The organism is Pseudomonas sp. FG29 (assembly GCF_057809355.1).
The window spans coordinates 40,673-53,557 of record NZ_JBMDJU010000019.1 but is presented as its reverse complement, the minus strand read 5'-3'; the positions used below and the strand labels follow the sequence as shown (position 1 = coordinate 53,557).

Below are 12,885 nucleotides of genomic sequence, written 5' to 3'. Positions count from 1 at the left end.
GCCCCGTGCGCGTCTGTCCTCACATTTAGCCCTGCTGATCCCCGCACTCTGGCTCGGCTTCGGCCTGGCCATCGGCGCCATCGCATACCCAGGCCTGGCAATCGGCGCTGCATTTATCGCGCTGGTGCTGCTGGGCGAACGCTGGCTGCCCGATGGCTTGTGGCGAACGCTGGTGCTGCTTGCCAGCATTGCACTGGCCGCCCATCTTCTGCCCGGTTTCACCGCGAGCGAGCAGTGGCCGCCCCGACTGATCAGCCCGGACGCACCGGCCTATGCCCTGCGTCTGTCCTGGGACAAGGCACTGGTCGGGCTGACGTTGCTGGCGTGGTGGGTAAGCCGTCCCTCCCCGGCCCGGGGCGACTGGCGAGGCGCCGTACCGATCGGCCTCACCACCCTGCTGCTGACGCCGCTGCTGGCGTGGCTCATCGGCGTCGTGGCCTGGCAGCCGAAGTGGCCGGATGGCCTGCTGCTGTGGCTGGCGATCAATCTGGGCGTGGCGATACTCGCCGAGGAATTGCTGTTTCGTGGGCTGTTGCAGCCCGCCTTGATCGCGCGTCTGGGCACCTGGCCAGGTCTGCTGCTGACCGCCGCGCTATTCGGCGCCGCGCACCTGCCGTTCAGCCCGGCATTCGCGTTGGTGGCCACGCAGGCCGGGCTCGGTTACGGCCTCGCCTTCCAGCGCAGTGGCCAGCTACGCTGGGCCATCGCGCTGCATGCGGGGGTCAATCTGCTTCACTTTCTGCTGCTGAGCTATCCGCTGCGACTGGCATGACGGCGATCTGGTAAGGGTCGAATATCCGTGCCAACTCGCCCTTCTGGCGCAGGCGTTCGAGCAGTTCGGCAAAGGTCTCGGCACTGATCGGCGCCCCTTTGCGAATGAGTGCGTGGTGACGATAGACCTGATCGACGCGCTCGGAGATCAGCAATTGATCTTCATAAGCGGGGTTGCGCACCATGAAATCGTAGAGGTTGGAGCGCGTCACCAGGGCAATATCGGCCCGGCCACGCAAGACCATCAGCAGGTTGCTGTCGTGGGAATGGCCGAGGTTGGCGTTGAAGGTCTGGCTCAGGTATTCCGGATCGCTGTTGAACCCGGCGAAGCCGTAGTGATAACCGCGGTACAGCGCCAGACGCTTGCCCAGCAACTGATCGAAATAGTGCTGATCACGCTGCGCCTCACGATGGGCGACGAAAAGTTCGGCATCTTCGAGCCCCATGTCGACGACATCCAGCTCGATGCCCTGCCAGCCCCAGGCCGGGTTCTCGAAAATGGCCATGTCGATACGGCCACGCTGCAGATCGCTGAAACGCCGGACGATTGCCGTCGGCAACATGACGAAGCGGTAGGCATCCTGTTCCCGGTTCAGTGCCTCGAGCAATTCCGGCAGCAAGCCGCTGGACTCCCGCAGGTCAGCCTTGATCACGTAAGGCGGGAAATGTGCCCCGCCTACGTGAACGACCTCGGCAGCCAGCACCTCACGAACCAGCAACAGACTCAGTAACGCCAAGCACCAATGAACCCACTGCCACGAATACCGCATGCCCGCTCCTTAAAATCCTTTCCATGCTGGCCAATAGCCTAGCTCGCAAAAAGCTGACCGAGTAGCTGAGATCATGGTGTATGAGTGCTGTTGTTATGTATTGATAAATAGTAGTGCTTCAACAATTTTCTGACGTTTGAATCGTTCAGCAACTGCTTCATCAGAACGGCCGCCTGCGCCACGCCGAGTACGCCATCACGTCGCAACAGCACCTGATGCTGATAAACCTGGTCGGCGCGTTGCGAGATCAACAGGCGCTCGGCATTGAGCGGATTGCGCGCCGCGTACATCTGCAGATAGGAGCGCGTGATGACCGCCACGTCCGCACGCCCCACCAGCACCATGCGCAGGTTGCTGTCGTGCGAATAGGTCATCTGCGCGGCGAAACGCTTGCCGAGAAAATCCGGATCGGCGTTGTAACCGGCAAAGCCGTAGTGATAGCCGCGATAAAGCGCCATGCGCTTGTTCGTCAGATCATCGAAGTAACTTTGCTCGCGTCCGGGCTCGGCCAGGGCCACGTAGAGTTCGGCATCCTCGATGGGCAGGGGAACACTCAGGTGCGGCGTGTCCTGCCAGCCCCACAGGCTGGACTCGAACAGCATGAGGTCGAAACGCCCAGTGCTGAGGTCACGATAGCGCCGGCTCGCCGAGGTCGGCACCAGTACGAAGTGGTAGTCGCTCTGCAGGCGGTTGAGTAATGGCAGCAGATCGACCACCAGCCCACGCGGCTGCACCGATTCCGGGCGAAACAGATAGGGCGGAAAATCATAGCCGCCCACGCGCACTTCCTGCGCAGCCTGCAGCCAGGGAGACAGCGCCAGCCCTACACAGGCCATGATGGATAAGAAGAACGCGCGCACACTCGACCTCGTCATCACCTAATGAACAGGAGCGTCGACTCGGAGCACATGCCGTGCCCACGACCATCCCTGTCCACAAAACCTGACCGTTCGGGCCAGGCCAAGGCTTTATCGGCCGAGATGGCAGATCTTGAATTTTCTTGCGCGCTGAGTGCTGGATCGCTGCTGGATCAGTAATTCCAGAGGTCGTATTTCATGCCTTGCAGACCAGCGAGAGCGCTTCTTCGGCCAGTTGATCGAGAGTCATCGGCCCTTGTGGGCGGAACCAGGTATTGGTCCAGCTCAGCGCGCCGGTAAGGAAGCGCCGCTGGATGAACGGGTCGCCCTTGAAATAGCCCGCCTCGCGCGCTTCCCCCAGCACCTGCAACCAGAGTTGTTCATAGGTATCGCGCAAGGCCAGGATCTGCGCCTGCCCTTGCTCCGACAGTGAGCGCCATTCGTACACCAGCACCGCCATGGCCTCGCCGGTACCGCCCATGATCGATTGCAGTTCGCAACGAATCAGCGCCAGCAAGCGTTCACGGGTGTCCCTGGCTTGCGCCAGGGCAGAGCGCATCAGTGCCGTGTTGTAGACGATGGTCTCCTCCATCACTGCACGGAGGATTTCTTCCTTGCTCTTGAAGTGATGAAAGATGCTGCCGGACTGAATGCCAATGGCACTGGCCAGGTCACGCACCGTGGTGCGCTCGTAGCCCTTGCTGCGAAACAGATGGGCCGCCATCTGCAACAGCTTGCCTCGGGCGCTCTCCGGATCAGTTACCTGGCCACTCTCCACCAGCGCCTGCATCACCGCCTGGGCATTTTGTTCATCCACGCCGGCTACTCCCCATATTTTTGCCTCACTCGCATTGACCCGAGATTCGAGCATCTGCCAGCAAGTGCTTGTCGTTGTTGGTGAAATTTATGCTTGCCCAGTGAACCAAGCAAGCGCTTGGCCGTACTTTTGGCCAGTTTGTCCTTCTTTCCCACTTTTCAACCAAGCGCTTGCTTGGTAATGTCGACTCACCTTCTCAATGTGTGACGGGCCAATTCCAATGACCAAAACCGTACGCATCGGCTGCGCCTCCGCGTTCTGGGGCGACACCTCCACCGCTGCCGCTCAACTGGTTCGCGGCGCCGACCTGGATTACCTGGTATTCGACTACCTGGCCGAGATCACCATGTCGATCATGGCCGGCGCCCGCATGAAGAAGCCGGATGACGGCTACGCCCGTGACTTCGTCGAAGTGCTCGCGCCGCTGCTCGGAGAACTGGCCGCGAAGAAAACCCGCGTCATCAGTAACGCCGGTGGGGTCAACCCGATGGCCTGCGCTGCGGCCCTGAGCGCTGCCTGCGAGCAGGCCGGGGTGAACCTGAAGATCGCCGTGCTGCACGGCGACAACCTGCAACCCAAGCTCGGTGAGCTGGTCAAGGCCGGTACCCGCGAGATGTTCACCGGCGCCCCACTGCCGCCGTTCTGCGTCTCGGTCAACGCCTACCTGGGCGCACCAGGCATCGTAGCTGCGCTGGAACAGGGCGCCGACATCGTCATCACCGGCCGCGTAGTCGACAGCGCCGTAGTCAGCGCCGCTCTGGTGCACGAGTTCGGCTGGGCCTGGAACGACTACGACAAGCTGGCCCAGGCCGCGCTGGCCGGGCACATCATCGAATGCGGCGCGCAGTGCACCGGTGGCAACTTCACCGACTGGCGCGACGTGCCGGATTACGAGCACATCGGTTTCCCCATCGTCGAAGTCGAGGACGATGGCCGTTTCGTCGTGACCAAGCCGGATGGTTCCGGCGGCTTGGTCACGCCTTTTACCGTTGGCGAGCAGATGCTCTACGAGATCGGCGATCCGCGCGCTTATCTGCTGCCAGACGTGATCTGCGACTTCACCCAGGTCGAGCTGAGCCAGGTCGGCGACAACCGCGTGCAGCTTCAAGGCGCACGCGGCCTGCCGCCCACCGACCAGTACAAGGTCAGCGCCACCCACCCGGACGGTTTCCGCTGCACCGCCAGCTTCCTGCTGGCCGGTATCGATGCCGTGGCCAAGGCCGAGCGCGTCGCCCAGGCGATCATCAACAAGACCGAAGAGCTGTTCGCCGAGCGCGGCTGGGGCCGTTACCAGGAAGTCAGCGTCGAGCTGCTCGGCAGCGAAGCCACCTATGGCGCCCATGCTCACCGCAAATACAGCCGTGAAGTGGTGGTGAAGATTGCCGCACGGCATGCCAAGAAGGAGGCGCTGATCCTCTTCTCCCGCGAGATCGCCCAGGCTGCCACCGGTATGGCGCCGGGCCTGACCGGCATCGTCGGCGGCCGCCCCACCGTCTACCCGGTGATCCGCCTGTTCAGCTTCCTGGTGGACAAGAGTGCCTGCGCCCTCAGCGTCGAGATCGACGGCGAGCGCCAGCCGGTCGCCCTGCCTCAGATCGATGCCTTCGACCCAGCCCAACTCCGTGCGCCAGCTGCTCTGCCCGTAGCAATGGGTGAAGCCGACGCTACCGTGCCGCTGATCCGCCTGGCCGTGGCCCGCTCCGGCGACAAGGGCAACCACAGCAACATCGGCGTGATGGCCAGAAAGCCCGAATACCTGGCATGGATAGCCGCTGCGCTGACGCCCGAAGCCGTGGCCAACTGGATGGCGCATACCCTGGACGCCGAACAGGGCCGCGTCAGCCGCTGGTACCTGCCGGGCAGCCACAGCCTCAACTTCCTGCTGGAGAACGCGCTGGGCGGTGGCGGCGTCGCCAGCCTGCGCATCGACCCGCAGGGCAAGGCCTTCGCCCAGCAGTTGCTGGAGTTCCCGGTGCCGGTGCCCAAGGCACTGGCCGACAGCCTGAACACTGCAACCGTCTCGTAGCGCGCCACGCGCACCGCAATCACTCAGGACAACAAGAACAATGAGCTACGACTCCGTATTCAAACCGGGCCTGTTCAATGAACAGACCATCCTGGTCACCGGTGGTGGCAGCGGCATCGGTCGCTGCGTGGCCCACGAACTGGCCCACCTGGGCGCCCATGTGGTGCTGGTCGGGCGCAAACTGGAGAAGCTGGAAAAGACCTGTGCCGAGATCATCGAGGATGGCGGCAGCGCCAGCTTCCAGGTCTGTGACATCCGCGACGAAGAAGCCGTGAAGGCCATGGTCGGCGCGGTGATCAGGGAACGCGGGCGCATCCACCAGCTGGTCAACAACGCCGGCGGCCAGTTCCCCGCGCCGCTGATCGGCATCAACCAGAAAGGCTTCGAGACGGTTGTACGCACCAACCTGGTGGGCGGCTTTCTGGTGGCCAAGGAAGTCTTCCTGCAGAGCATGAGCAAGCACGGCGGCAGCATCGTCAACATGCTCGCCGATATGTGGGGTGGCATGCCCGGCATGGGCCACTCCGGCGCCGCACGCGCCGGCATGGAGAACTTCACCAAGACTGCCGCCTACGAATGGGGCCACGCCGGTGTGCGGGTCAACGCCGTAGCGCCAGGCTGGATCGCCTCCAGCGGCATGGACACCTACCCCGAGTCGATGAAGAACATGATCCGCAACCTCAAGGATCACGTGCCGCTGCAACGCATCGGCACCGAGTCCGAAGTCGCCGCGGCCATCGTCTTCCTGCTCAGCCCTGGCGCCAACTTCATCAGCGGCAACACCGTCCGCATCGATGGCGCCGCCAGCCAGGGCACCCGCGCCTGGACGCTGGGCAAGGCAAAAAACAGCGAATCCTACAACGGTTTCCACCGGGCCTACGTGCCCGACGTACTGAAAGATCAGGAGTAAGGCGATGCCCGTGATCCAATCGGAAATCGATGTCCATGGCGAAGCCTTCGCGCAGAACCGCGAAGCCATGCTGGCAGCCATCGCGACCTTCCGCGACGTCGAACAAAAGGTGCTCGACAAGGCCCAGGAAGCCAAGGCCAAGTTCGAGAAGCGCGGCCAGTTGCTGCCGCGTGAACGCATCAACCTGTTGCTCGACGCCGGCGCGCCGTTCCTCGAGCTGTCCTCGCTGGCCGGTTACAAGCTGCATGACGACAAGGACGGCAGCCAGGCCGGTGGCGGCCTGATCGCCGGTATCGGCTACATAGCCGGCGTGCGCTGCCTGGTGATCGCCAACAACAGCGCGATCAAGGGCGGCACCATCTCCCCCACGGGCCTGAAGAAATCGCTGCGCCTGCAGCAGATCGCCTTCGAGAACAAGCTGCCGGTCGTGACCCTGGCCGAGAGCGGCGGCGCCAACCTCAACTACGCCGCCGACATCTTCGTCGAAGGCGCTCGCGGCTTCGCCAACCAGGCGCGCATGTCGGCCATGGGCCTACCGCAGGTTACCGTGGTGCACGGCTCCAGCACCGCCGGCGGGGCCTACCAGCCCGGCCTGTCGGACTACGTGGTGGTGGTACGCGGCAAGGCCAAGATGTTCCTCGCCGGCCCACCTCTGCTGAAAGCCGCCACTGGCGAGATCGCCACCGACGAGCAACTCGGCGGCGCCGAGATGCACGCCCAGGTTGCCGGCACCGCCGAGTACCTGGCCGAGAACGACGCCGACGGCGTGCGCCTGGCGCGCGAGATCCTTGGCATGCTGCCGTGGAACCAGCAGTTGCCGGCACGTCCGGCGAAAACCTGGCGCGAACCGCTGTACCCGGCCGAGGAACTGCTCGGCCTGGTGCCGGCCGACGCCAAGAAGCCCTACGACGTGCGCGAGATCATCGCGCGCATCGCCGATGGCTCGGAGTTCCTCGACTTCAAGAACGAGTTCGACAGCCAGACCGTCTGCGGCCACCTGCAGATCGAAGGCCAGGCCTGCGGCTTCATTGGCAACAACGGCCCGATCACCCCGCAAGGCGCAGCCAAGGCAGCGCAGTTCATCCAGCTGTGCGAGCAGAGCAACACGCCGATCCTGTTCTTCCACAACACCACCGGTTTTATGGTCGGGACGGAATCGGAACAGAACGGCGTGATCAAGCACGGCTCGAAGATGATCCAGGCCGTGGCCAACGCCACTGTGCCCAAGCTCACCATCGTCGTCGGCGGCTCCTACGGCGCTGGCAACTACGCCATGTGCGGCCGTGGCCTCGACCCACGCTTCATCTTCGCCTGGCCCAACAGCCGCACCGCCGTGATGGGCGGCGCCCAGGCCGGCAAGGTGCTGCGCATCGTCACCGAGGACAAGCACGCCAAGGAAGGCAAGGAAGCCGATCCGAAAATGCTCGACATGCTCGAGCAAGTCACTGCGCAGAAACTCGACAGCCAATCCACCGCCCTCTATGGCACCGCCAGCCTGTGGGACGACGGCCTGATCGACCCACGCGACACCCGCAAGCTGCTGGGCTTTTTGCTGGACATCTGCGCCGAAGCCAACCTGCGGTCTCTGAAATCCAACCGTTTCGGCGTCGCGAGATTTTAAACGTAGGGCGGGTGAAACCCGCCAAGCATGCGGCGGGTTTCACCCGCCCTACAGCCCCATTCGATACGGAGCACAACAACAATGATCTTCACTCAAGAGCACGAAGAACTCCGCCGTACCGTCCGTAACTTCATCGACAAGGAAATCAACCCGCACGTCGATGAATGGGAAAAGGAAGGCCGCTTCCCCATCCACGACATTTTCAAGAAGGCCGGCGAACTGGGCCTGCTGGGCATCTCCAAGCCGGAGAAATTCGGCGGCATGGGCCTGGACTACAGCTACTCCATCGTCGCCGCCGAAGAGTTCGGCACCATCCATTGCGGCGGCATCCCGATGTCCATCGGCGTGCAAACCGACATGTGCACCCCTGCCCTGGCGCGCTTCGGCTCCGACGAGCTGCGCGAAGAGTTCCTGCGTCCGGCCATCACCGGCGAGATGGTCGGCTGCATCGGCGTCTCCGAGGTCGGCGCCGGCTCTGACGTAGCGGGTCTGAAGACCACTGCGCGCAAGGACGGCGACGACTACGTAATCAACGGCAGCAAAATGTGGATCACCAACTCGCCGTCAGCCGACTTCATCTGCCTGCTGGCCAACACCAGCGACGACAAGCCGCACGTCAACAAGTCGCTGATCGTGGTGCCGATGAAGACCCCCGGCATCACCGTCAGCCCGCACCTGGACAAACTCGGCATGCGCAGCTCCGAGACCGCCCAGGTGTTCTTCGACAACGTGCGCGTGCCGCAGCGCTATCGCATCGGCCACGAAGGCGCCGGGTTCATGATGCAGATGCTGCAGTTCCAGGAAGAGCGCCTGTTCGGCGCCGCCAACATCATCAAGGGGCTGGAATACTGCATCGACACCACCATCGACTACTGCAAGCAGCGCCAGACCTTTGGCCAGCCACTGATCGACAACCAGGTCATCCACTTCCGCCTGGCCGAACTGCAGACCGACATCGAATGCCTGCGCGCGCTGGTCTACCAGGCCACCGAGCAGTACGTGAAAGGCCGCGACGTGACCAAGCTGGCGTCGATGGCCAAGCTCAAGGCCGGCCGCCTGGGCCGCGAAGTGTCCGACAGCTGCCTGCAGTACTGGGGCGGCATGGGCTTCATGTGGGACAACCCGGTGTCGCGTGCCTACCGCGATGTGCGCCTGGTCAGCATCGGCGGCGGCGCCGACGAAATCATGCTCGGCATCATCTGCAAGCTGATGGGCATCCTTCCCGGCAAGAAGAAGGGCTAATCCGTAGTGCGGGTGAAACCCGCCACTCAAACCGTTGCGGCGGGTTTCACCCGCCCTACACCGAGGCTATGCGATGAACGATCTGCCCCACTGCGAAACCCTGCTGCTGAACTCCGTCGGTGGCGTGCTGCACGTCACCCTCAACCGGCCGGACAGTCGCAACGCCATGAGCCTGGCCATGGTCGGCGAACTGCGCGCCACGCTGGAGGCCGTGCGTCATGACCCGAACGTGCGCGCTCTTGTTCTGCGCGGCGCTGGCGGCCATTTCTGCGCCGGCGGCGATATCAAGGACATGGCCGGCGCCCGCGCCAAAGGTGGCGATGCTTACCGCGAATTGAACCGCGCCTTCGGTGCGCTACTGGAAGAGGCACAGACCGCACCGCAGGTACTGGTGGCCGTGCTGGAAGGCGCCGTACTCGGCGGCGGCTTCGGCCTGGCCTGCGTGTCTGACGTGGCCATCGCCGCCAGCGGCGCCAAGTTCGGCTTGCCGGAAACCACGCTGGGCATCCTCCCGGCGCAGATCGCCCCCTTCGTCGTACACCGCATCGGCCTGACCCAGGCCCGCCGCCTGGCCCTGACCGCCGCCCGCTTCGACGGTGCCGAGGCCCTGCGCCTGGGCCTGGTGCACTACTGCGAGCAGGATGAAGCTGCCCTGCAACAGCGCCTGGACGAGACCCTGGAGCAAATTCGTCAGTGTGCGCCACAGGCCAACGCCCAGACCAAGGCGCTACTGCTGGCCAGCGAACACGAAGCACTTGGCCCGCTGCTCGACCGCGCAGCCGAACAGTTCGCCGCCGCCGTGACCGGCGCAGAGGGTGTCGAAGGCACCATGGCCTTCGTGCAGAAGCGCAAGCCGAAGTGGGCACAGTAAAACGCCCCTCTCCCTAACCCTCTCCACAAGGGGAGAGGGAATGAATTGACGTAACCCGGATGCCATCCGGAACAGACCATCCAGGTAGCACAGCAGGAGCACAAAGATGCCCGCATTCAACAAGATCCTGATCGCCAACCGTGGCGAGATCGCCTGCCGAGTGATGCGCACCGCCATCGAACTCGGCTACCGCACCGTGGCCGTGTACTCCGAGGCCGATACCGACGCCCGCCACGTGCAGATCGCCGACGAAGCCGTGTGCATCGGCCCGGCCCAGGTCAACCAGTCCTACCTGCGCATCGACGCCATCATCGAGGCCGCGCGCAAGACCGGTGCAGACGCCATCCACCCCGGCTATGGCTTCCTCTCCGAGAACGCCGATTTCGCCCGCGCCTGTGAAGCAGCCAACATCGTCTTTATCGGCCCGACCGTAGACGCCATCCACCTGATGGGTAGCAAGCGCCTGTCCAAGATCGCCATGCTCGAAGCCGGCGTGCCCTGCATCCCCGGCTACGAGGGCGCCGCCCAGGATGATGACACCCTGGCCAGCGAAGCCGAACGCATCGGCTACCCACTTATGATCAAGGCCAGCGCCGGTGGCGGCGGCCGCGGCATGCGTCTGGTGCACGAATCCGCCGAACTGCTGGGGCAGATCCGCACCGCCCGCTCGGAGGCGCAGAACGCCTTCGGCTCCGGTGAGCTGATCCTCGAACGCGCAGTGATCCGCCCACGCCATGTGGAGATTCAGGTGTTCGGCGACCAGCACGGCAATATCGTCTACCTGGGCGAACGCGACTGCTCGGTGCAACGCCGCCACCAGAAGGTGGTCGAGGAGGCGCCCTGTCCGGTCATGACGCCCGATCTGCGCAAGGCCATGGGTGAAGCGGCGGTCAAGGCTGCTGCCTCGGTCAACTACGTCGGCGCAGGCACCGTGGAATTCCTCCTCGATACCTCCGGCGAGTTCTTCTTCCTGGAGATGAACACTCGCCTGCAGGTCGAGCACCCGGTCACCGAGCTGATCACCGGGCAGGATCTGGTTGCCTGGCAGATTCGCGTAGCCGAAGGCCAGCCCCTGCCGCTGCAGCAGGACGACATTCGCCTCACCGGCCATGCCATGGAAGTGCGCCTGTACGCCGAAGACTCGGCCGCCGGCTTCCTGCCGCAAACCGGTCAGGTGCTGCGCTGGGAGCCGGAACTGCTGGCCGGCGTGCGCATCGACCACGGTCTGGTCGAAGGCCAGGCCGTCACCCCTTTCTACGACCCGATGCTGGCCAAGGTCATCGCCTACGGCGAAACCCGCGACGAGGCCCGGCGCAAGCTGGTGCGTGCGGTCGAGCAGTGCGTGCTGCTCGGTGTGAATGGCAACCAGCGCTTCCTCGCCAACCTGCTCAAGAACCCGGAATTCGCCGCCGGCAATGCCACTACGGCGTTCATCGCCGAGCATTTCGCGGATGACCCCAGCCTGCACCCGCACACCGCCAGCCTGGCCGAGCTGGCCATGGCCGCCGCCCTGCTCTACCAGGTTTCGGCCGACGCCCGTGCACACCAGCCCGGCCTGTCCGGCTGGCGCAGCGCCGGCAGCGCGCCCTGGCGTTTCGCCCTCAAGCAGGGCGAACACAAGCACGCCGTGGAGTTGGACGTACTTGCAAGCGGCGCCCAAGCGCACCTTTGCGTGCGTCGGGGCGAAGAACAGCTATCCCTGCGCCTGCTGGCCAGCGACGGTCGCTGGCTGACCCTGGAACTCGACGGCGTGCGCCGCCGCCAGGCCTACCACATCGAAGGCGAGCACCTGTGGCTGTATGGTGAGCACGGCAACCTGGAACTGGTCGATGTCACCCACGAACCGGCCGGTGGGCAGAATGCCGCCAGCAGCGGCGCGGTGAAGGCACCGATGGATGGCGCCATCGTAGACGTGCTGATCGCCGAGGGCGCCAGCGTGAGCAAGGGGCAACTGCTGGTGGTACTGGAAGCGATGAAGATGGAGCACCCGCTCAAGGCTGGCGTCGACGGCATCGTTCGCCGCGTCGGCGTAAGCCAGGGCGACCAGGTGAAGAATCGCCAGTTGCTGGTGGAAATCGAAGCTGCCGAAGTTTGACCACAGCCCCATAACAACAAGAAGGAGCACGCCCATGTCACTTTCCAGCAAGACCCTGTTCATCACTGGCGCCAGCCGTGGCATCGGCCGCGAGATCGCCCTCAAGGCCGCCGCCGATGGCGCCAACATCGTCATCGCAGCCAAGAGCGCCGAGCCGCACCCAAAACTGGAAGGCACCATCTTCAGCGTCGCCGCCGAGGTCGAGGCCGCAGGCGGCAAGGCGCTGGCCCTGCAGCTGGACGTGCGCGACGAACAGGCCGTGGCAGCCGCCATGGCCCAGGCCGCCGAGCATTTCGGCGGCATCGACGCGCTGGTCAACAACGCAGGCGCGATCAAGCTGGTAGGTGTGGAGAAGCTCGAACCCAAGCGCTTCGACCTGATGTACCAGATCAACAGCCGCGCGGTGATGGTCTGCAGCCAGGCGGCCCTGCCCTATCTGAAAAAGAGCGCCGGCGGACATATCCTCAACCTCTCCCCACCGCTCAACCTCGACGCCAAGTGGTTCGCCCAGCACGGCCCCTACACCGTCACCAAATACGGCATGAGCATGCTCACCCTGGGCATGAGCGAGGAGTTCAAGAAGTACGGCATCAGCGTCAACTCGCTGTGGCCAAAGACCATGATCGCCACCGCCGCCATCGAGTTCGAGTTGGGCAGCCGCGACGCCTTCAAGCGCGCGCGCACGCCGGCGATCATGGCCGACGCGGCCCAAGCGATCCTGGCCAGCCAGGGCCGCAGCATCACCGGTCGCCTGCTGATCGACGAGGATATCCTGCGCGAACAGGGCCTCAGCGACTTCGAGCAGTACCGCTTCGACCCCGCCGGTGGCAGCCTGGTACCGGATCTGTTCGTCGACCCGTAGGGCGGGTGCAACCCGCCATTTTTCAATCGGGCAGCCTTCTTTC

At 64.1% G+C, this 12,885-nt stretch carries 11 protein-coding genes; 8 read left to right on the top strand and 3 right to left on the bottom strand.

Going from position 1 to position 12,885, the window contains the following annotated elements:
• Positions 1–13: 13 nt before the first annotated feature.
• On the top strand, positions 14–772 hold the full coding sequence (locus tag ACODS1_RS17975; RefSeq protein ID WP_489086770.1) for a CPBP family intramembrane glutamic endopeptidase: 759 nt from the start codon (positions 14–16) through the stop codon (positions 770–772).
• On the opposite strand, the gene ACODS1_RS17970 is transcribed toward ACODS1_RS17975, so the two are convergent.
• The 3 genes from ACODS1_RS17970 to ACODS1_RS17960 all read right to left on the bottom strand — a co-directional run bounded on the left by ACODS1_RS17970 (position 723) and on the right by ACODS1_RS17960 (position 3,215).
• Positions 723–1,541 carry a substrate-binding periplasmic protein gene (locus ACODS1_RS17970; protein WP_489086740.1) on the bottom strand — a complete coding sequence of 273 codons (819 nt, stop codon included), beginning with the start codon at positions 1,539–1,541 and terminating at the stop codon, positions 723–725. The genes ACODS1_RS17975 and ACODS1_RS17970 overlap by 50 nt on opposite strands.
• 71 nt (positions 1,542–1,612) lie before the next feature.
• Entirely contained in the window at positions 1,613–2,401 is a 789-nt protein-coding gene (locus ACODS1_RS17965) for a substrate-binding periplasmic protein (RefSeq protein ID WP_489086739.1), read from the bottom strand.
• 193 nt (positions 2,402–2,594) lie between these two features.
• Entirely contained in the window at positions 2,595–3,215 is a 621-nt protein-coding gene (locus ACODS1_RS17960) for a TetR/AcrR family transcriptional regulator (RefSeq protein ID WP_489086738.1), read from the bottom strand.
• A 220-nt stretch (positions 3,216–3,435) separates the two neighbouring features.
• Between ACODS1_RS17960 and ACODS1_RS17955 the strand changes: the two genes are divergently transcribed.
• From ACODS1_RS17955 to ACODS1_RS17925, 7 genes are all read left to right on the top strand, one after another.
• Complete coding sequence (locus ACODS1_RS17955; protein ID WP_489086737.1) at positions 3,436–5,241, top strand: acyclic terpene utilization AtuA family protein; 1,806 nt, start codon at positions 3,436–3,438, stop codon at positions 5,239–5,241.
• Positions 5,242–5,281: 40 nt separating this feature from the next.
• A complete protein-coding gene (locus tag ACODS1_RS17950; RefSeq protein WP_489086736.1) occupies positions 5,282–6,151 on the top strand; it encodes an SDR family oxidoreductase in 870 nt (289 codons plus the stop codon).
• Between the two features lie 4 nt (positions 6,152–6,155).
• On the top strand, positions 6,156–7,772 hold the full coding sequence (atuC, locus tag ACODS1_RS17945; protein ID WP_489086735.1) for a geranyl-CoA carboxylase subunit beta: 1,617 nt from the start codon (positions 6,156–6,158) through the stop codon (positions 7,770–7,772).
• Between the two features lie 81 nt (positions 7,773–7,853).
• A complete protein-coding gene (gene atuD / locus ACODS1_RS17940) occupies positions 7,854–9,014 on the top strand; it encodes a citronellyl-CoA dehydrogenase (protein ID WP_489086734.1) in 1,161 nt (386 codons plus the stop codon).
• A 73-nt stretch (positions 9,015–9,087) separates the two neighbouring features.
• Positions 9,088–9,885 carry an isohexenylglutaconyl-CoA hydratase gene (gene atuE, locus ACODS1_RS17935; RefSeq protein WP_489086733.1) on the top strand — a complete coding sequence of 266 codons (798 nt, stop codon included), beginning with the start codon at positions 9,088–9,090 and terminating at the stop codon, positions 9,883–9,885.
• Between the two features lie 106 nt (positions 9,886–9,991).
• On the top strand, positions 9,992–11,980 hold the full coding sequence (locus ACODS1_RS17930; RefSeq protein WP_489086732.1) for an acetyl/propionyl/methylcrotonyl-CoA carboxylase subunit alpha: 1,989 nt from the start codon (positions 9,992–9,994) through the stop codon (positions 11,978–11,980).
• 34 nt (positions 11,981–12,014) lie between these two features.
• Positions 12,015–12,842 carry an SDR family oxidoreductase gene (locus ACODS1_RS17925; protein ID WP_489086731.1) on the top strand — a complete coding sequence of 276 codons (828 nt, stop codon included), beginning with the start codon at positions 12,015–12,017 and terminating at the stop codon, positions 12,840–12,842.
• Positions 12,843–12,885: the final 43 nt, after the last annotated feature.